The sequence below is a fragment of the Seonamhaeicola aphaedonensis genome (genome assembly GCF_003386195.1).
In the GTDB taxonomy this organism is placed as follows: Bacteria; Bacteroidota; Bacteroidia; order Flavobacteriales; family Flavobacteriaceae; genus Seonamhaeicola; species Seonamhaeicola aphaedonensis.
Genome location: NZ_QRDX01000004.1, coordinates 22,175 through 42,182 on the forward strand (window position 1 = coordinate 22,175; position 20,008 = coordinate 42,182).

General features: G+C 34.6%; 17 protein-coding genes. 14 read left to right on the top strand and 3 right to left on the bottom strand.

What is annotated here, in order from left to right:
• The first annotated feature begins 9 nt into the window (after positions 1 to 9).
• The 7 genes from nrfA (at position 10) to DFQ02_RS07685 (ending at position 10,269) form a co-directional block, all read left to right on the top strand.
• A complete protein-coding gene (gene nrfA / locus DFQ02_RS07655; RefSeq protein ID WP_116523844.1) occupies positions 10 to 1,506 on the top strand; it encodes an ammonia-forming cytochrome c nitrite reductase in 1,497 nt (498 codons plus the stop codon).
• 93 nt (positions 1,507 to 1,599) lie between these two features.
• Positions 1,600 to 4,758 (top strand): cytochrome c biogenesis protein CcsA, encoded by a 3,159-nt coding sequence (ccsA, locus tag DFQ02_RS07660; RefSeq protein ID WP_116524136.1) that lies wholly within the window; start codon positions 1,600 to 1,602, stop codon positions 4,756 to 4,758.
• Positions 4,759 to 4,943: 185 nt separating this feature from the next.
• The gene (locus DFQ02_RS07665) at positions 4,944 to 5,729 is read left to right on the top strand and encodes a carbonic anhydrase (RefSeq protein ID WP_116523845.1); all 786 of its coding nucleotides are present in this window, start codon (positions 4,944 to 4,946) and stop codon (positions 5,727 to 5,729) included.
• Between the two features lie 9 nt (positions 5,730 to 5,738).
• Positions 5,739 to 6,386, top strand: coding sequence for an HAD family hydrolase (locus tag DFQ02_RS07670; protein ID WP_116523846.1), 648 nt, complete (start codon positions 5,739 to 5,741; stop codon positions 6,384 to 6,386).
• 169 nt (positions 6,387 to 6,555) lie between these two features.
• Complete coding sequence (locus tag DFQ02_RS07675) at positions 6,556 to 8,214, top strand: SulP family inorganic anion transporter (protein WP_116523847.1); 1,659 nt, start codon at positions 6,556 to 6,558, stop codon at positions 8,212 to 8,214.
• Positions 8,215 to 8,223: 9 nt separating this feature from the next.
• Positions 8,224 to 9,858: a hypothetical protein gene (locus DFQ02_RS07680; protein WP_116523848.1), complete on the top strand. Its 1,635-nt coding sequence runs from the start codon at positions 8,224 to 8,226 to the stop codon at positions 9,856 to 9,858.
• Between the two features lie 63 nt (positions 9,859 to 9,921).
• Positions 9,922 to 10,269, top strand: coding sequence for a hypothetical protein (locus DFQ02_RS07685; protein ID WP_147297747.1), 348 nt, complete (start codon positions 9,922 to 9,924; stop codon positions 10,267 to 10,269).
• Positions 10,270 to 10,328: 59 nt separating this feature from the next.
• On the opposite strand, the gene DFQ02_RS07690 is transcribed toward DFQ02_RS07685, so the two are convergent.
• A complete protein-coding gene (locus tag DFQ02_RS07690; RefSeq protein WP_245940227.1) occupies positions 10,329 to 10,958 on the bottom strand; it encodes a 2OG-Fe(II) oxygenase in 630 nt (209 codons plus the stop codon).
• Between the two features lie 254 nt (positions 10,959 to 11,212).
• Here DFQ02_RS07690 and DFQ02_RS07695 point away from each other — a divergent pair, with 254 nt between their 5' ends.
• On the top strand, positions 11,213 to 12,532 hold the full coding sequence (locus DFQ02_RS07695; protein ID WP_116523851.1) for a coiled-coil domain-containing protein: 1,320 nt from the start codon (positions 11,213 to 11,215) through the stop codon (positions 12,530 to 12,532).
• A 178-nt stretch (positions 12,533 to 12,710) separates the two neighbouring features.
• Here DFQ02_RS07695 and DFQ02_RS07700 read toward each other — a convergent pair whose 3' ends face one another.
• On the bottom strand, positions 12,711 to 13,658 hold the full coding sequence (locus tag DFQ02_RS07700; protein ID WP_116523852.1) for a phosphoribosylaminoimidazolesuccinocarboxamide synthase: 948 nt from the start codon (positions 13,656 to 13,658) through the stop codon (positions 12,711 to 12,713).
• A 268-nt stretch (positions 13,659 to 13,926) separates the two neighbouring features.
• Positions 13,927 to 14,880 (bottom strand): PhoH family protein, encoded by a 954-nt coding sequence (locus DFQ02_RS07705; RefSeq protein WP_116523853.1) that lies wholly within the window; start codon positions 14,878 to 14,880, stop codon positions 13,927 to 13,929.
• Positions 14,881 to 15,066: 186 nt separating this feature from the next.
• On the opposite strand from DFQ02_RS07705, the gene DFQ02_RS07710 reads away from it, so the two are divergent.
• The 6 genes from DFQ02_RS07710 to gldG all read left to right on the top strand — a co-directional run bounded on the left by DFQ02_RS07710 (position 15,067) and on the right by gldG (position 19,984).
• A complete protein-coding gene (locus DFQ02_RS07710) occupies positions 15,067 to 15,918 on the top strand; it encodes an SAM hydrolase/SAM-dependent halogenase family protein (protein WP_116523854.1) in 852 nt (283 codons plus the stop codon).
• The gene (locus DFQ02_RS07715; protein ID WP_116523855.1) at positions 15,908 to 16,204 is read left to right on the top strand and encodes a putative quinol monooxygenase; all 297 of its coding nucleotides are present in this window, start codon (positions 15,908 to 15,910) and stop codon (positions 16,202 to 16,204) included. Before DFQ02_RS07710 ends, DFQ02_RS07715 begins: the two co-directional genes overlap by 11 nt.
• A gap of 90 nt (positions 16,205 to 16,294) precedes the next feature.
• Positions 16,295 to 17,125, top strand: coding sequence for a class I SAM-dependent methyltransferase (locus DFQ02_RS07720; protein WP_116523856.1), 831 nt, complete (start codon positions 16,295 to 16,297; stop codon positions 17,123 to 17,125).
• Positions 17,125 to 17,838, top strand: coding sequence for a gliding motility-associated ABC transporter permease subunit GldF (gldF, locus tag DFQ02_RS07725; RefSeq protein WP_116523857.1), 714 nt, complete (start codon positions 17,125 to 17,127; stop codon positions 17,836 to 17,838). Before DFQ02_RS07720 ends, gldF begins: the two co-directional genes overlap by 1 nt.
• Positions 17,839 to 18,333, top strand: a complete 495-nt coding sequence (locus tag DFQ02_RS07730; protein ID WP_116523858.1) for a hypothetical protein — start codon at positions 17,839 to 17,841, stop codon at positions 18,331 to 18,333.
• Positions 18,317 to 19,984, top strand: a complete 1,668-nt coding sequence (gldG, locus tag DFQ02_RS07735; protein ID WP_116523859.1) for a gliding motility-associated ABC transporter substrate-binding protein GldG — start codon at positions 18,317 to 18,319, stop codon at positions 19,982 to 19,984. Before DFQ02_RS07730 ends, gldG begins: the two co-directional genes overlap by 17 nt.
• The last annotated feature ends 24 nt before the right edge of the window (positions 19,985 to 20,008 follow it).

Genomic DNA, 20,008 nt, shown 5'->3' on the forward strand with positions numbered 1-20,008 from the left:
ATTAAACAAATGAAAAACAAGGTATTATTTATAGTAACTGTAATTGTAGTGTTCCTACTAGGTTTGCTAGCATCCAGCATTGTAAATAGAAAAAATGAGGCTAAATACAAATATGTTCCTCAAGTAGAAATAAATGAAAATGAACCTAGAAATGAGGAATGGGGTAAAAATTTTCCAGCCGAATATCAATCGTTTTTACAAACTGAGCAAGGTAACTTTGTATCATTTCAGGGCGGTAATGCTATGAGAGATATGCTGGAGGAAGATACGCGATTAGCAGTACTTTGGGCAGGTTATGGATTCGCTAAAGATTACAATCAAGGTCGTGGGCATCAATACGCTGTAGAGGATATTCATAATTCTTTACGAACTGGCGGACCAAAAGGAAAAGGAGATGGTCCCATGCCAGCCACTTGTTGGACATGTAAATCTCCAGATGTACCGCGTTTAATGAACGAAATTGGAATTGCCGAGTTTTACAGCGGAAAATGGGCCGATAAAGGTGAAGAGGTAGTAAACCCAATTGGTTGTGCAGATTGTCATGATTCTAAAACTATGAAATTAACCATTACCAGACCTGCTTTGGTAGAAGCTTTTGAAGCTATGGGTAAAGATATCAACAAAGCAACCCATCAAGAAATGCGTTCATTAGTTTGTGCACAGTGTCATGTAGAATATTACTTCAATAAAAATACCCCTGGTAAAGAAGGTGTTCCTTATTTAACCTTTCCGTGGAAAGATGGTATGTCGGTTGAAGCTATGGAAAAATATTATGACGATATGAACTTCAAAGACTGGACGCACAAATTAAGTAAAGCACCTATGCTTAAAGCACAACATCCTGGTTATGAAACTTATTTAACAGGAGTTCATGCTGACAGAGGTGTTTCATGTGCCGATTGTCATATGCCTTATAAAAGTGAAGGTGGACAGAAATTCACAGACCACCATATTCAATCACCTCTTAACAACATAGCTAATTCTTGCCAAGTATGTCACCGTGAGGAAGCCGAAAAACTTAGAACTAATGTTTATGAACGCCAACAAAAAGCAGCAGAAAGCAGACTACGATTAGAAGATGCTCTGGTAAAAATGCATGTTGAAGCCAAAAAATGTTGGGATTTGGGTGCTACCGAGGCGCAAATGCAAGATATCTTAATGGATATCCGTCATGCGCAATGGCGTTGGGATTATGCTGCCGCTGCACATGGGGCTTCATTCCACTCTCCTGTTGAAACAGCACGCGTATTAAGCAGTGGTTTAGATAAGGCAATAGAGGGTCGTGTAAAATTAGCACGTTTATTAGCAGATTTAGGGCATAATAAACCTGTTGAAATGCCAGACCTTTCATCTAAAGAAAAAGCTCAAGAATACATTGGTTTAGATATGGAAAAACTAAACAAAGAGAAAGAGGAGTTTAAAGAAAACCTGCTTCCAAAGTGGCTAGAAGCAGCAAAAAAACGAGAAGCTACTTATGGTAGTAAGCAAGTTTCCGTAGCACAATAGATTATATTAAGTTAATAGTTTTCACCTTTTACAGGTAGAAAAAGATAATCTTTGAAGTGTGCTTCAGAGGTTATCTTTTTTAAATCAAATGGTATGAGCAAATTATACAAATTCTTTTCCTCTTCAGGATTAGCATTGATTTTATTATTGGTTTTTGCAATAGCTATGGCCGTAGCTACTTTTGTTGAAAACGATTATGGAACCGCTGTAGCTTGGTCTAGTATATACGACTCTTGGTGGTTTGAAGTTGTTATGGTAGGATTAGCCATTAGCTTTTTCTTCAATATTTTTAAATACAAACTATATAGAAAAGAAAAGTGGGCTATTTTCCTATTTCATATAGCATTTATAGTCATTATTCTTGGCGCTGGAATTACCCGGTATACCGCTTACAGTGGTATTATGCGAATTAGAGAAGGTGCTTCGTCAAACATCATTATTTCTGACACCAAACTTCTAACAGCTACTTTAAGCGATGGTAAGTCTGAAAAGACCATTCATAAAAAATTAAGCTTTTCTCCACTAGAGAATAATCATTTTGATATAGATACAGAATTTAACGGTAAGCACATTCGTATTTCATATAAGGATTATATTCCAGATGCTGCTCCAGAAGTAGTAACCGACAACCTAAAAGGTAAGCCTCTTTTAGAAATGGTAGTAACCGCTGGTGATGGGAGAAATACCATATACCTGCAAAAAGGTGAAATTGAACGTATTGGCACACACCAACACGAAGTTGGTTTTGAATCTAACAAAAAAGACATTATCAATATCCATGAGGAAGATGGGCAGTTTAAAATAAAATCGCCGCATCACCCTATAGACTTTTTTATTATGGCGAGTCAGCAAGCCGGTAAAATTAAGCAAGATACACTGCAAGACATCTCTTTAAAAACCTTGTTCCGTTCTGGCGACTTTTCCTTTGTCCCAACCGCTTTTTACCCAAATGGCACCTTTAAACTTAAAAGTTCAGCAGCCACAAATACTGATAATGATGCCACTCTAGACGATGCACTTATTGTAGACGTTAAGGTTGACAATGAACCTATTCAAGAAACTAACCTACTCTACCGCGAAGGTTTTCTACCTATCAAACATATTTCAAATTTTAATGATGATTTAGAAATAATTTTATCCTATGGCTCTGGGGCCATCCAATTACCATTTTCATTAAAACTAAATGATTTTCAGTTAGAGCGTTACCCAGGTTCATCTAGTCCATCAGCATATGCCAGTGAGGTTATGATTTTGGATGGAGATGATCAAATTCCGTATAGAATCTTTATGAACAACATATTAGACCATAAAGGCTACCGATTCTTTCAGGCTAGTTATGATACCGATGAACAGGGAACCGTTTTATCTGTAAATCACGATAGCATAGGAACTTGGATTACTTACTTAGGCTATTTTTTAATGGGTCTTGGTATGTTTTTTACTTTTTTTGGAAAAACCTCGCGTTTTCAAATTATCAATAAAAAGTTGAAAAAGTTAAAAACCAAGGCGGCTATGACAACCGCCATATTAGTATTGTTTTTTGGTTTCCAAAATTTGTATGCCTCAACAAAACAAGATAGTATTCCAAGGGTTTCTATAGAGGCCTTAGTACAATCGCAGCAAATTGATAAACAACAAGCCAATTTTTTTGGAAGACTACTAGTACAAGATTTAGACGGACGTATTAAGCCGATAAATACATTGGCTTCGGAATGCATTAGAAAAATATCTCGTAAAGCCTATTTTAAATATCCCATTCAAGAAGACATCGTAAAATTAGATGTTAATCAAGTTTTTCTTGGCATGCATATGGCCCCTGGCGTTTGGCAGCAAATACCAATTATAAAGGCTGATACTGAGAAAACTGGCAATTTATTAAATAATATTCCCGTTGGTAAAAATGGTTTGTATGCCTTTATAAGCTTTATTGACAACAATGGTAATTACTTGCTTTCTGAAGCCGCCGAAAATGCCAATAAAAAGAAACCTGCCGAACGTAACGAGTTTGATAAAGAAGTTTTAAAAATTGATGAGCGTTTCAATATTCTGTATAATCTGTTTTCAGGTAATTACTTAAAAATCTTTCCAAATAAAGAGGACGTCAACAATACATGGTACAGTTATACATATGATTTTAAAGATTTTACCGAGGAGGATGGCAGATTTGCAAAAACCATTTTACCAGCCTATTTTAAAGATCTCAACCAAAGAAACTTTAATGAAGCTTATGAAAAATTGAATTATATCAAAAAGTACCAGGAGGTGATTGGAACCTCTATTATACCATCTTCAGAGCGCATTGAAGCTGAATTATGGTATAACAAAGCCAATATTAATTTCTGGTTGTTTCAGGTTTTTTTCACCCTTGGTTTTATACTTCTCATCATGTCTATTATTAGAATGTTTTCTAAAAATAAATTGATAAACATACTATGGAATGGCTCTATATTACTGACTCTAATTTCATTTTTATTATTTACGTTCAACATTATTTTACGTTGGTATGTAGCACAACATGCACCATGGAGTAATGGCTATGAAATGTTGGTATTTGTAGCGTGGTGCTTGTTATTAAGTGGATTGATTACATTTAGAAAATCAGACTTTGCGCTACCCCTTGCAACCCTTTTTAGTGGCGCCCTGCTATTTGTGAGTTATTTAGATTGGTTAAATCCTGAAATAACCAATTTAATGCCAGTGCTTAAATCGTATTGGTTAAAAATACATGTAGCCACCATTGTAAGTAGTTATGCCCCTTTAGCCTTATCAGCCGTATTGGGGATTATGGCATTGTTGCTTATGTTGTTTAAAACCAAAAAAACCAAATCGATCATAGAGATAAAAATAAAAGAGCTCTCTTATATTAATGAACTGTCAATGACCATTGGGTTATTTACTTTGGCCATTGGAACGTTTTTAGGTGGTGTTTGGGCCAACGAAAGTTGGGGGCGCTATTGGGCATGGGATCCTAAAGAAACTTGGGCGCTCATTAGTATTATTGTCTATGCTATTGTACTGCACTTAAGGTTTGTACCCAAACTAAACAACGTTTTTACATTAAATGCTGCCAGTATGTTTGCATTTTGGTCTATTATCATGACCTCCTTTGGGGTTAACTATTACTTATCTGGTTTGCATAGTTATGCCTCGGGTGATCCCGTTCCTGTTCCTAAATTCGTTTACGTGATTTTCTTTAGTATGGTTTTAATTACCCTATTAGTTGCCCTAAGGCAAAGAAAAGTAGAAGCATGATGTTTACCAGTTACAGCCAAAAACTGCTAACCGTGATTCATTTTGGCATAGTGCATTCGTTAACTAGCCTTAAGAAAACGCAATAGTTAATAACTTTTGTTTATAATTCTTAAAAACTGACAAAGGTTAGGTTTTAATACATCCTGTAGAAGTAATTTTGTTGTTATAAACAAAACTATACCTAAATGAAAACGATACTGAAATTGCTGTTTTGCATTGTATTCTTATTCACAACAGCCTGTAATAACTCAAAAAGTAAAACAATTGCAGAACACAGTTCCCATGAAACCCACTGGAGTTATGAAGGTGAAACCTCACCTATTCACTGGGCAGAAATTGAAAAGAATTCAGACTGTGACGGTAATAGGCAATCGCCCATAAATATCATTCATAAATTAACAGATTCAGTTCATGGTAAGTCTGATTTAAAAATACATTATTCACCTTCAACATTTATTCAAAAAGTTGAAAACAACGGACACTCCATACAATTTAATTTTGAAGCTGGTGATTCTATTCACTATAAAAATGACACCTACTTTTTAAAGCAAATTCATTTTCACGAACCATCAGAACATAAAATTAACGGGGTTATTTACCCCATTGAAATTCATTTGGTACATGTAAACAAACATGGAAACATTACTGTTTTAGGTATTTTAGGAGAAGAAGGTGATGAAAGTCAACTTTTTGAATTTTTAGAAAGCTTTTTACCGCTTAAAAACGGAGAAACCAAAACCATTCATCAAAAGTTAGATCTTTCAGACTTATTCAAACATAGCGATGACTACTATACCTACGGAGGGTCTTTAACCACCCCTCCTTGTACAGAAAATGTTAGTTGGGTGGTGTTTAAACATCCTATCATACTATCAGTTGAAGAAGTTCTTAAACTCAGAAATAACATGCCTGTTAATAATTATAGAAACGAACAATCTGTTAACAATAGAATTGTAGAGTTTAATTATTAGCTTTGATGCATGAAATACAAAGCCGTTATTTTTGATTTAGATGGCACTTTGGTGAACTCTATTTATGATATAGCCGATGCCATGAATACCGTGTTGCGTAAACGCAATTTTAACACCTATGATTACGAAACTTATAAAACCTTTGTGGGTCATGGTGTTAGGAGCTTAATACTGCAAGCAGTTCCAGAATCACCTGAAAAGGCTAAACTTGTTGATGTATGTTTAACAGAAATGCTAGATATTTATAGTAGTTGTTGCACCGATAAAACAGCGCCTTATCCCGGTGTTTTGAAGCTCTTAGATGATTTAAAATCAAAAAATATTAAGCTTGCCATACTTTCTAACAAAGAAGACTCTTTAACAAAAAAGGTAGCCAAAGCAATACTTCCAGATTACGTTTACCCTACTTTGGGTTTGGTTGAAGAAGCACTGAAAAAGCCTAACCCTCAAGTTTTACTGGAACTCTGCAAAACTCTTAATGTTACACCAGAAGAATGTATGTATGTGGGAGACACCAAAGCCGATATTCAAGTGGCAAAAAATGCCGATATGGTTGCGGTGGGTGTTAGTTGGGGCTTTAGAGATAAAGAAGAGCTTGTGAAAGAAGGCGCTCATTTTATTATAAACACACCTGCAGATCTGCTTGAAATTCTATAAGTCTGTCATCACTTTTTACTATTAATAAAAACACTATCCTTCTTTTAGTGGTATTCGTTAAATAAGTAGTAATCTTATTATGTGTTTAACTTCATAAAAACATAACAAGAAAGCATAAGCAGTTTACTAGTGTTTTTTAGTATCTTCAAAATCTAAAAAACTTAAAAATATGCTTTCAAAATTCTACGATTTTAAAAATTTTAAAGGAGATTTCACTGGTGGTTTAGTAGCCGGAGTGGTGGCACTTCCGTTAGCTTTAGCTTTTGGTGTGCAATCTGGTATGGGTGCCACTGCAGGATTATATGGCGCCATTGCTGTGGGTATATTTGCTGCTATGTTTGGTGGTACGGAAACTCAGGCTAGCGGACCAACAGGCCCCATGACAGTAGTTTCGGCAACCCTTGTAGCCGCTGCCATTGAAATGACTGGAAGCCTTGAAAATGGATTAAGCATTATATTAGCAGCCTTCTTACTTGGTGGTTTATTTCAGGTTATTTTTGGGTTTTTGAACATAGCGGGTTATGTAAAATATTTTCCCTACCCAGTAGTTTCGGGGTTTATGAGTGGTGTTGGTCTCATTATTGTCATACTTCAGCTCTTTCCGTTTGCTGGACTAGACTCCGCAAAATCTACTGTAAAAGTTATTCAAGAGTTTCCAAGACTTTTTAGCGAAGCTAATGTGTATGCACTGCTTTTGGGTGCCATTACCATTATAATTTACTTTGTATTTCCTAAAATAACCAAAGCCATACCTAGTGCGTTAGTAGCGCTAATTATAACCACACTAATCGCCTTCTTTTTTAAATTAGAGGTTCCTCTAATTGGTAACATTCCTTCTGGATTACCTTCTTTTCAATTAGGAGGTATTTTAGAAATAGATGCTAGCGCCTACAGCACCATTCTAGAATATGCGGTTGTTTTTGCTGTACTTGGTAGTATAGATTCGTTGCTCACATCGGTTATTGCCGATAATATGACCAAAACTAAACACAATAGTAACAGGGAGTTAATAGGCCAAGGTATAGGTAATATGTTGGCTGCGGCTATAGGAGGCATTCCCGGAGCAGGTGCCACCAAAGGTACAGTGGTTAATATCAATGCTGGTGGTAAAACACGTTTATCGGGTATCTTACATGGTGTTTTTTTATTAGCAGTGCTTTTAGGTCTTGGGCAATTGGCAGCACACATTCCGCTGTGTGTGTTGGCAGGGTTGTTAATTCCTATTGGTTTTAAAATTGTAGATTTTAAAGGTTTAAAACATTTACTAAAAGTACCCCGAGCCGATGCGGTGGTCTTAATATTGGTGCTTTTAATTACCACCTTCGGAAGCTTAATACAAGCCGTTGGTATTGGTGTAGCTTTGGCCTGTTTGTTGTTTATGAAAAAATCTGGAGATATTAGTGAGCAAGGCTTAGAGATAGGAGCGGTTGCCGATATTGATGGTAATAAACCATGGCAAGACGAAATTGAATTTTACGAAACATACAAAGACAAAGTTATTATCAAACACTTGTATGGCGCTTTATTTTTTGGGTTTACCTCTTATTTTAAAGATCAAATTAAAGCATTGCCCAATGAAATTAAAGCAGTTATTTTAAGAATGGATCGGGTGCCTTACATGGATCAATCTGGGTTATATGCTTTAGAGGATATTATTTTCGATTTAAATAATGAAGATATTGAAGTGCTTTTGGTGGGGTTAAAAGCACAACCCAAAGATATGTTAGAAGCCGTAGATATTATTCCAGATTTAGTCCCAACAGATGATGTTTTTGAACATATTGACGAGGCTTTTGTTTACCTAAAGCAAAAGTTAAAGGCGCAGTAAAATAAAACTATGAAACATCTATTTCTTATAATTGCGGCATTCGCTTTTTTTAATAAAACTCATGCACAAGACCTATCTCCTAAAGCCGTTATAAATTATGATGCTTCTAAAACATCCGTCTTCGTAGATACCAAAGGTGTTTTACATCTCAACGTTACCAAAGATGATTCTACTGCATTACTGAATAAAACAACATTAAACTACGAAGATTTTGGAGCCATTGGCAACGGAAAAACAGATGATATATTAGCCATTGCAGCTACACATACCTTTGCCAATGCACACCATAAACGCGTGAAAGCCAAAGATAGTGCTACCTATTACATTTCCGGGAAATCTCATACCGTCATAATCAAAACCAATACACATTTTGGTAATGCCGCCTTTATTATTGACGATACCCAAGTAGAAAATAGAAAAACACCAGTGTTTTTAGTACAGTCAAATTTTGAAGCTTTTCCTATAACGTCGGTTTCAAGTCTAAAAAAAAATCAATCGAAATTAGATATCACGCTTTCACACCCCTGTATGATAACCGTCGTGAATTCTAAAAAGAAAAATTACATTAGAAAAGGTATTAATTATGTAGATAAAGGTGCCTCACAAACCGATGTTTTTATGGTGGATGAAAATGGTTATGTAGATGCCAACACTCCTATTATTTGGGATTTTGATGAAATAACGTCCATCATTGCACAACCTATAGACCAAGATACGCTTTATATTAAAGGGGGGCGTTTTACCACCATGGCTAACAGTACCATACCAAGATTTAATTATTACAGTAGAAACCTAGTAGTAAAAAGAAGCAACGTGATTATAGATGGCTTACAACATTTTGTTGATGGCGAAGGCGACCAAGGAGCTCCCTATTCTGGTTTTATACATATAAGATCTTGTGCCAATGTTACGGTAAAAAATACCGTTTTAACGGGACATAAAATATACAAAAACGGTAAAAACCCTTTAGGAACTTATGATATTACGGTAAACCGAGCACTCAATATATCTTTTATAAACTGTTCTCAAACTAATGATATCAATGATAGAAACTACTGGGGTATTATGGCTTCTAACTATTCTAAAAATATGGTTTTAGAAAATTGCTCATGGTCTCGGTTTGATGCCCATAAAGGGGTTTACAATGCCACTTTAAAGAACTGTAATATTGGTCATATGGGATTGCGCATTATAGGTTCTGGCCACTTTATAGTTGAAAATACTACTGTGTATTCGCATCATTTTTTAAGCTTACGCGAAGATTATGGCAGCACCTGGAACGGACAAATACACATTAAAGATTGCGTGTTTAAACCCCTAAAAAAAGACTTAAAACAACTAGAACTCATTGCTGGCACTAACACAGGTCAACATGATTTTGGCTACCCCTGTTTTATGCCCAAAACTATCATTATGGACAACCTGTATATTGACGACTCACAGCTTACCCCTACGTACAGAGGACCCTTTATTTTTAAGAATTTTAATTATCAATACAACAGCAACACCTATAAGGAAACCTATCCTTATACCAAAACCAAACAAGTATTCGTTAATGAACTAAACATTGCAAGTAAAAAAACACTCAAACTAAGCCCTAATTTGTTTATGTTTAACGAGGTTGCAGTGATTTATAATTATTAAAAAGTATAATGAATCTATAACTAGATTTGACTTTAGTGGAAAATGAAAAAAAGAACAATCACTATGAAATCATGGAAAACTTATTTTTATGTACTGGGGATAATCCCTATTATTTTTAGTGTGTCTTTACTAACATTTTATTTTCATGCAGGACTAATTCTTGGAAGACTTCCAAGGTATAACCAACCAGACCCTAAAGAACTTGAAATATACTTTTTTTATGAACCAATCATTAATTTCACTGGAAATATCTGGGTATTTTCTCTTGCGTTTTGGTTATTATCATCGGTGGTTTACATTATTTTAAAAAGAAAGCAAATTGTCTGGAAACCAATACTTATAAGTGCATTAGGACAATTTTGTGCCATTTCACTCTTTCTATCTGGAGTTATAGAATGGTTTGCTGATTAAAATGACATAAAACCGACAAGGGAGGTTTTGTATCAATAAAGTAAACAAGCATAAAATTGCTACCCCAAAAACTGCCCCAATGCCGAGGGTTGTTGCAATAACCACCCCGTTAAACTATACCGTGGTTTATGAGAGGCTAGTACCGCATGGGGCACCGTGCCACTTTTAAACATAACACACCTTGCTTCTATGGGTTCTACCAACAATGAAGAACCATTGCTTAAGAAAATCTCCATTTCACCACCATCACCTTGTTGCCAATGTTTATTGAGGTAAATAACCATACTTATGGTACGGTTGTTTCTGTTGTTAAACTGGTCAAGATGTTTATCGTAGTGTCCGCCTTTGGGGTAATGTGCTAAGTGAAATTCATAACCAGATAAACCCAAATAACAGTAACGATTGTAAATGTAGATGGTTTCATCAATCAAGCTCCAAATATCTTGCAATTCAGTATCTCGTTGTCTGTCTAACCAGTAAGTAAAATCTCCCCGAATATCTTTACGAATGGTATGGTCTCCCAAGGCGCCAATACCGGCTTTCGTAAATACATCTAGATGCGATTGAAAAAACGATTGCACCGTATGTAACCTACCAGCATCTAAAAAATTATCGATAATTACGTAATCATGTAAAGAAAGGGCATCCATCCAGGAAAGCCAATTCTCTAGGGTATGGCACTGTTTCAAATAGTTTTAAAAAGTGGGTAAATATAATCTATTTCTCAATAGAACATTAAAAATAAACGCCTTTAAAAAAGGGTATAAAAAACAAGGGTTTTTTAATTATGCTGTCATATTTTAACAATTTAGTGTTTATAACTTTTCTTTCAAAACAAGACATAAATATTTACTTTTAAAAACATAAAACCTAACTCAGCTTATCTGATTATAAAAGCTATTTAAGCGTAATTTATAATCTGGTTGGGCATAAAAAATAGTAGATGGAAATAAATGAAATTAATCAGCTAAGAACTTTTATTGAACAAGTTGACAATGAAGACTTAAGCTTTATTATAAAAGAGAAAGATGGAACTAATATCATTCAACGTCTAACAGCATCTGAATTAATTTCTGTAATACAAGAAAGTATAACTGCCCTAAAAGAAGCTGATGAATTAAATATTTTGTATGCTTGTTCAAGATATTTTATCAGGAGGGAAAACAATTCCATGCTAGATATTAACGGAGTTATCCAAAATCTTGTACAGGTCATTAAAAATAAGAATCTCACTGGAATTGAATCTTGGGCGTTACTTGTTCAAACGTATATTCTACAATCAGGTATATTTTCGTTGTTAGTTAAAAATGAAAAACCAGAGGTTTTAACTGAACTAAAAAAACTTAGAACTGAAAATAAAAATCTAAACAAAGAGTTAAGAATTAATTTTAATAAGGCAAAAGAACTAAAAGAATCTTTTGAGAGTTTAAAACAAGAGGTTGAAACCTTCAAATCTGCAAAAGAAAAGGAGTTAACACAGATTACAAATAATTTAAACAGTACGAACCAGACCAAGAACCAAATAGAACAAACAAACACAAGTATTTCAAACATTAAATCTAGCATAGATAAACAATTAGCTGAAGTTCAAGCTTCTATTAAATTATACAATGAACAAATTACAAAACATACTTCTACTATTGAAGGTATAGAGAATAGAATTGTGGAGGAGGAAAAAAAAGCTAAAGCACTTGCAAGCTCAAACTCCACTGAATCTGAGAATCTAACAAAACTTTCAAAAGAGGCTCAGAGAATACAAAAGCAATTAGATAAACTGCTCTCACCTGCAATCGCACGTGATTTACAATCCACTTTTAAGAAAAGAAAAAAATGGCTTTTTATATCAACAATCGTTTGGCTAGTACTTTCAATTGGAGCCACATGGTTTTTAGCTTGGTATGTTTATCAGTTATTTGATAGCAAAGATTTTTCATTTGAAATAGAAAAAGTTATAGTTGCAGGTTTACGCTTGTTGCCAATAGTAACTGTCTTGTATTTTACAATAAGACAATTTAACAAAACAAGGAATCTCGAAGAAGAGTATGCATTTAGAGAAAGTATTGCTACTTCATTAATGGCGTATGCTGACCAGATTAAAGGAGATCCTAATCGTAAAGATCAACTGATTCATGAAACTGTAAATAAACTATATGAATCTCCAACAACGAATAAAATTTTAAAATCAAAGAACTCTCGCCAATCTGAATCAAACTTAAAAGAACTAATTGAACTTGTGAAAGAATTAAAAGAAATAAAAATATAAATTGCTTAACGCTGGATACTAATGCTCGCTAATGTTAAAAAAGTAGAAAACTGTCTTTCTGAATTCCTACTTAGCAGCAGGCAGACATTTTAGAATCTGAAACCAGTTTAGATTGACACAAAAATAATTTTTTAATACCTTCTTTAATTGAGACTATCAAACCAAGCTAAAGCAAGGTTTATTTTAAATACGCTAAAACATTGGCTTCAATACGCGCTTGAATATTTGACACATCGGCTTTTACAAAAGTTTCGCCAGTAATGTTTTCATAAAGTTCAATATAGCGGTCGCTAACAGTTTCTATATATGCATCGCTCATAAAGGGTACGGTTTGTCCTTCTAACCCTTGAAACCCATTAGAGATAAGCCATTGGCGTACAAACTCTTTAGAAAGTTGTTTTTGTGGCTCGCCTTGTTCTTGGCGTTCTTGATAACCATCGGCATAAAAATATCGCGATGAATCTGGGGTGTGAATCTCATCAATAAGCACAATGTGTCCGTCTTTAGTTTTACCAAATTCGTATTTGGTATCTACTAAAATTAATCCGCGTGCTGCAGCAATTTCAGTACCACGGTTAAACAGTTTACGGGTGTAATCTTCTAACACCAGATAATCTTCTTCAGACACAATACCGCGTTTTAAAATATCCTCACGAGAGATATCCTCGTCATGGTCGCCTTGTTCTGCTTTGGTAGCAGGGGTTATGATAGGCTCTGGAAAGGCATCGTTTTCTTTCATACCTTCGGGCATAGGCACACCACAAAGCGTACGTTTGCCCGCTTTATATTCGCGTGCTGCATGCCCAGACATATAACCACGAATTACCATTTCTACTTTAAACGGTTCGCATAAATGCCCCACGGCCACGTTAGGGTCTGGGGTAGCCATCAGCCAATTAGGCACTAAATCTTGGGTGGCAGCCATCATTTTGGTGGCAATTTGGTTTAGTATTTGCCCTTTGTAAGGAATACCTTTGGGCATTACCACATCAAAGGCCGATAACCTGTCTGTGGCTATCATAACCAACTGCTCGTTATTGATATTATAAACTTCTCTTACCTTGCCCTTGTAGACACTTTGCTGCCCGGGAAAATTAAAATTGGTGTCTATTATGGTGTTACTCATTGTAATGTTAATTCGTTGATGCGTGTATTTGTTTATTTGTTTTGGTTTCCTTCCCAATAGCTATTGGAATACGCAGGAATATAATTATTATTGCTTCGTCAGTTCGAATGATTTTGATTTGTATGGTTCTCTTATATAATGAAGCGATTGCCACGACAAATCTAAAAATTTGTCTAGCAATGACGATTATTTTAACCCTGATTAAGACACTTCAACTGCAATCCGTGTGACATACTGCCAAATGCCTACTTTATACTGTTCAATGAATTCACCCTCTATTTTCAATATTATCGTAAGCCTCAATAATCTTTTTAACCAGTTTGTGACGAATCACATCTTTATCATCTAAAAATATCATACCCACCCCCTGAACGTTCTTTAATATGAGCATGGCTTCTTTTAGTCCAGAAATGGTTCTGCGCGGTAAATCTATCTGCCCTGGGTCTCCCGTTAACAGAAACTTAGCATTTTTACCCATACGTGTTAGGAACATTTTCATTTGTGCATGGGTGGTGTTCTGACCCTCATCTAAAATCACAAAAGCATTATCTAAGGTACGACCGCGCATAAATGCCAATGGCGCAATTTGAATGGTGCCATTCTCAAGGTAATGTGCCAATTTTTCGGGGGCAATCATATCGCGCAGGGCATCATACAATGGTTGCATGTAGGGGTCTAACTTTTCTTTTAAATCGCCAGGTAAAAACCCTAGGTTCTCCCCTGCTTCAACCGCCGGACGTGTTAAAATAATACGTTTAACTTCTTTATTTTTTAAGGCTTGAACCGCAAGTGCCACTCCTGTATAGGTTTTACCTGTTCCTGCAGGCCCAATGGCAAAAACCATATCATTTCTTCGCATACTTTCTACCAACTTGCGCTGGTTGGCCGTTTGCGCTTTTATGGTTCTGCCGCCAACCCCGTGAACAATAACTTCACCGCTTTGTTCAGAGGTGTTATAGTCTTCGCTACTTACGCTTGTTAAAACACGTTCTATGGTATTTTCATCAAGCTTGTTATATTTTGCGTATTGGGTTAGTAGCATGGTTAAACGACGGTCAAATTCCTCTAGTAATTCTTCATCGCCAAAGGCTTTTATTTTATTACCTCTAGCTACTATTTTAAGTTTTGGAAAGTACTTTTTTAAAAGTTCAATGTTTACATTGTGGGCTCCAAAAAATTCTTTTGGAGAGATTTCTTCAAGTTCAAAAATTAATTCGTTCAAAGGCCTTGTCTTGTTTTTAAATAACTTCTTAAATTAATTGCAAATACGGTTTTATTCTTTGCACATTATATTTATTCATTTCGCTTAATTCCATTTTCAAAATGAAAAATTTCCTGTACTTTTGAATAGTTCAAAAATACACAAATTGAACGACCTTAAGCTAAAAACATATCAACAATTTTGCCAATGGCAATCATAACTTTAACGACAGATTTTGGTGAAAAAGACCACTTTGCTGGCGCTACAAAAGGCGCTATTTACAGTGAACTCCCCAATGTTAGAATTGTTGATATCTCGCATTCGGTATCGCCGTTTAACATTCCAGAGGCCGCTTATATTATCCAAAATGCTTACCGCAGTTTCCCAAAAGGGACAATTCACATTATTGGGATAGATTCTGAAATTAATCAGGAAAACAAACATATTGCCATTAAGCTAGACGACCATTACTTTGTTTGTGCCAATAATGGCATTATGAGTATGATTTGCTCTGAAATTGCTCCTGAAAAAATTGTTGAAATTAACATTCATGACAAAATTCAAACCAGTTTTCCGGTTTTAGATGTGTTTGTTAAGGTAGCTTGCCACATTGCCCGTGGTGGTACTTTAGAAGTGATAGGAAAAACCATTGATACCATTAAACCTATAAAGCATATTGCGCCCTATGTTAATGACGATAAAACTCAAATTATTGGCAGCGTTATTTATATTGATAATTACGGAAATGTGGTAACCAATATTAAACGAAACTTTTTTGAAACCATTCAAAAAGGTCGTGCGTTTGAGATTTCGGCACGTAGTTATAAGTTTAAGAAAATATTTAACAAGTACAGCGATATTGTAAACTTTGAAATTCCAGAAGAGAAACGTCATGACGAAGGCAAAGGTATGGTGGTTTTCAACTCGGGTGATTTTTTAGAAATTGCCGTTTACAAAAGTAATACTGCCACCGTTGGTAGTGCTAGTAGTTTAATGGGAATGCGCATTATGGATACCGTAAGCATTCATTTTATAAAAGAAGAAGTATATGTTGGTTAGAATAGTGAAAATGGGATTTCATGACGCCCATATTGATACCTTTTTGGAACATTTTAATGTGTACAAAGACAAAATTAGACATTTTGAAGGCTGTAAGTTTTTAGAGCTTTACAGAGATAAAAATAACCCTACCATATTCTTTACTTATAGCTATTGGGAATCTGAAAACCATTTGGAACAATACAGGCAATCTAGCTTGTTTACCTCTGTTTGGAATAAAACCAAAGTGTTATTTAATAAAAAACCCGAAGCTTGGAGTGTTGATAAGTTGGAAACTCTTGAATAAATTAAGAAAACATCCAAAATTTAACGTTTGTAAAATGGCAATTTTAAATACTATGAAACAAATAAACCTAAAAGCACCAATTCTATTGTAATGTTGGCAATCTTAAGAAAATTATATTATAGGCTTTCTGTTAAACAAAGATATACTGTTCGTAAGTTAATCCATTTTCCACAAGATTTATTTAGAGATAAAAAAACATTGATACCTCCAAAAGGTATGATTTATACTGGAAGTGGCGATTTTGTAAAAATTGGAAATTCATTTTTTGAATATTTTAAAAAGCATGGAGAAATTAATCCAAACTTTACTATACTTGATGTTGGTTCTGGCATTGGCAGAGTGGCCATCCCTTTTAGCAAATACCTAAGTAAAAAAGGGCGTTACTATGGATTTGATATTGTAGAACAAGGTGTAAATTGGTGTACCAACAACATATCGAGTAAATATCCTAATTTTAAATTTGAGTATGTTTCTCTTAAAAATGATTTGTACAATACAGCCTCTAACAACACGGCTAATAATTTTACCTTTCCATACAAGAATAATAAATTTGATTTTGTTTTCTTAACATCTGTATTTACTCATATGTTACCAAATGATGTTAATAATTATTTAAAAGAAATTAATAGAGTTCTTAAGCAAAACAAAAAATGTATTGCAACTTTTTTTATTTTAGACACAATTTCTTCAAACTTAATGATAAACTCTGAGAAAAATTTTAAACATAATTTTGAAAATTATGCCCTGATGGACAAGAAAGTGAAAGAAGCGAACGTTGCTTACAAAAAGGAGTTTTTATTTGAAATGATAAATAATAATGGATTCGAGATTGAGAGTTTCCATGAGGGAAACTGGTCTGGGCGAAAAACAACCTGCAATACGTTTTCATCTCAAGATATATTAATTTTAAAAAAACTGTAGTGCTTGCTATACTAAAGAAAGAAATAAATTCGTTTTTTGCATCGCCCATCGGTTATTTGGTGATTGCCATTTTTTTAGTTTTAAACGGATTGTTTTTATGGATTTTTAAAGGCGAATTCAATATTCTAGATTACGGATTTGCAGACCTATCGTCTTTCTTTTTATTAGCGCCTTGGATTCTTATTTTCCTGATACCTGCCGTGACCATGCGCAGTTTTTCAGATGAAAAAAAACAAGGTACTTTAGAACTCCTGTTAACCAAACCCATAAGTCATTTTAAAATTGTTTTGGGTAAATATTTAGGAGCTTTTATTTTAATTATCATGGCACTTTTACCAACCCTACTCTATGTTTACACCGTGTATCAATTAGGAAATCCTGTTGGAAATTTAGATATGGGAAGCACTTTGGGTTCCTACTTTGGCTTGCTATTTTTAGTAGCTGCTTACACTGCTATTGGCGTTTTTGCCTCTACACTTTCAGATAATCAAATTGTAGCGTTTATCATATCGGTCTTTTTGTGTTTTATATTTTACATAGGTTTTGAAGGTATAGCAGATTTTACCTCCAGTACCATCATAGAGAAATTGGGCATGAGCTATCATTTTAAAAGTATGAGTAGAGGCGTTATTGATACTAGAGACATTATTTACTTTGTAAGTGTAACCGTATTTTTTATGGTGTTAACCAAGCTAAACTTAAATAAATACTAAATGATTATAACGCCCGTATTTATTATATCCATCTTGGTAGTTTTTGTATTGGTTTGGTGGTTTGCCACTACTATAGACTCACGTAAATGGGTATCGTTTTTAATTTCTTTGGTACTAACGCCCTTTTTATACTTTTATGTGGTATATGCTATTATGAATATTGTTAGTTCCTATCACCATGAAAAATATTTTGCATCAGAGGTTTGGAAGAAAAAACCAGCGTTTAGATATGAAATGGTTGGCAATTTGTTACAAGATAGTTTACTAATAAATAAAACTAAAGAAGACGTAAAAACCCTTTTAGGTGATAGTGAATGGTATGGGTGGAATGATAGTATAAAAGCAAACTCTAAAGAACAATGGAATTATAACTTAGGCATTAAACCCGGTGCCTTTAATAACATGCAAGAATGCATAGAAATCTTTTTTAAAGATGACCAAGTAAACCAAATTAGAGCATATCAATTACGACAAGTTTTTGAAAAAGAAGATTAAACATATAGCCATTACTTTAATAGTTTTAATAGCAGTAAATGTTATTGGAAATGGGGTTTTTAAACGTTTCGATTTAACCAAAGATAAACGCTACACCTTAAGTGAATCTACTATTACTATCATAGAAAATGTAGATGCTCCCATTGTAATTGATGTGTTTTTAGATGGTGATGATTTCCCTTCTGAATTTAGAAGGCTACAAGCTGAAACCAAACAATTGTTAGAGGAGTTCTCAAATATTAACAACAATATTATTTTTAGTTTTATTAATCCGTTGGAGGACGAAGCTACCCACGATCAAAATATCAAGCAGTTAAATAACAGAGGGTTAACCCCCATGCAATTAAGTGTAAATGAAAGTGGCAAATCATCTAAAGCTATTATTTTTCCATGGGCTTTGGCTAGTTTTCATGACCAAACAGTAAGCATTCCGCTTATAAAAAACAAAATTGGAGCCTCACAGCAGGAATTGGTTTCTAATTCGGTACAACACTTAGAATATGCCTTTGCAGATGGTTTTAGCAAACTTACTAAACCCAAACGCAATAAAATAGCCATTTTAAAAGGCAACCAACAATTAGATGATATCTATATTGCCGATTTTGTAAAAAAACTAGGGGAATATTATTATATAGCGCCTTTTACATTAGACAGTGTAGCCACTAATGCCCAAAAAACATTAAACGATTTAAACACATTTGATTTAATTATTTCTGCTAAACCTACTGAGGCCTTTAGTGAAGAAGAAAAATTGGTATTAGACCAATTTACTATGAACGGCGGTAAAAGTTTATGGTTGTTGGATGCCGTGGCTATTGAAAAAGACAGTTTATACAACGACGCGGGTAAAAATTATGCCGTTTCTAGAGATTTAAACCTCACCGATTTTTTCTTTAAATACGGTATTAGAATTAACCCTAGCCTTGTAGCAGATCTTTATTCGGCTCCCATTATGCTGGCTACGGGTCAAGACAATGATACGCGTTTCATGCGTTTACGATGGCCTTATTCGCCATTAGCTAAAGGCAATCCACATCATCCCATAACCAACAATTTAAATCTGGTTAAATTCGATTTTGCAAACCAAATAGACACGCTAAAAAATTCAGTAAAAAAAACCGTGCTTTTACGAAGTTCTGAGTTGTCTAAATTAGAAGGTGTACCTAGGGAAATTAATTTGGAAATAGCGACCAAAGAACCAGAAACAGCATCATTCAACAAAGGCAATCAAATATTAGCGGTGTTATTGGAAGGAGAGTTTAATTCGGCTTATAAAAACCTTATTAAGCCTCTGAAGCTTGAAGATATTAAAGACCAAAGTCCTCTAACCAAAATGATTGTAATTGCCGACGGCGACATTATAAGAAATAATGTAGATAGAAATGGTCCGACCGATTTAGCTTTTGATCGTTCCAGTAACCAAGAAGTAGGAAATAAGGAGTTCTTACTGAATGCCGTAAATTACCTACTTGACGATAACGGACTTATAAACATTCGTTCTAAAGAAATAGCTGTTGCCTTTTTAAACCAACAAAAAATTGTAGCAGAAAAAACCAAATGGCAACTTATAAACACCACATTACCATTGGTGTTATTAGCGCTCTTTGGATTCGTATTTAATTTCATTAGAAAGAAAAAATATGCGTCTTAAATGTTAATAAGTTTGTTTCCTATA

What these genes read in the sequence shown, in the direction of transcription:
- nrfA (WP_116523844.1), top strand. Translation starts at nt 10, where the DNA reads ATGAAAAACAAGGTATTATTTATAGTAACTGTAATTGTAGTGTTCCTA.
- DFQ02_RS07685 (WP_147297747.1), top strand. Translation starts at nt 9,922, where the DNA reads ATGAAATCATGGAAAACTTATTTTTATGTACTGGGGATAATCCCTATT.
- DFQ02_RS07675 (WP_116523847.1), top strand. Translation starts at nt 6,556, where the DNA reads ATGCTTTCAAAATTCTACGATTTTAAAAATTTTAAAGGAGATTTCACT.
- ccsA (WP_116524136.1), top strand. Translation starts at nt 1,600, where the DNA reads ATGAGCAAATTATACAAATTCTTTTCCTCTTCAGGATTAGCATTGATT.
- DFQ02_RS07730 (WP_116523858.1), top strand. Translation starts at nt 17,839, where the DNA reads ATGATTATAACGCCCGTATTTATTATATCCATCTTGGTAGTTTTTGTA.
- DFQ02_RS07670 (WP_116523846.1), top strand. Translation starts at nt 5,739, where the DNA reads ATGAAATACAAAGCCGTTATTTTTGATTTAGATGGCACTTTGGTGAAC.
- DFQ02_RS07665 (WP_116523845.1), top strand. Translation starts at nt 4,944, where the DNA reads ATGAAAACGATACTGAAATTGCTGTTTTGCATTGTATTCTTATTCACA.
- DFQ02_RS07720 (WP_116523856.1), top strand. Translation starts at nt 16,295, where the DNA reads ATGTTGGCAATCTTAAGAAAATTATATTATAGGCTTTCTGTTAAACAA.
- DFQ02_RS07700 (WP_116523852.1), bottom strand. Translation starts at nt 13,658, where the DNA reads ATGAGTAACACCATAATAGACACCAATTTTAATTTTCCCGGGCAGCAA.
- DFQ02_RS07695 (WP_116523851.1), top strand. Translation starts at nt 11,213, where the DNA reads ATGGAAATAAATGAAATTAATCAGCTAAGAACTTTTATTGAACAAGTT.
- DFQ02_RS07710 (WP_116523854.1), top strand. Translation starts at nt 15,067, where the DNA reads ATGGCAATCATAACTTTAACGACAGATTTTGGTGAAAAAGACCACTTT.
- DFQ02_RS07680 (WP_116523848.1), top strand. Translation starts at nt 8,224, where the DNA reads ATGAAACATCTATTTCTTATAATTGCGGCATTCGCTTTTTTTAATAAA.
- DFQ02_RS07715 (WP_116523855.1), top strand. Translation starts at nt 15,908, where the DNA reads ATGTTGGTTAGAATAGTGAAAATGGGATTTCATGACGCCCATATTGAT.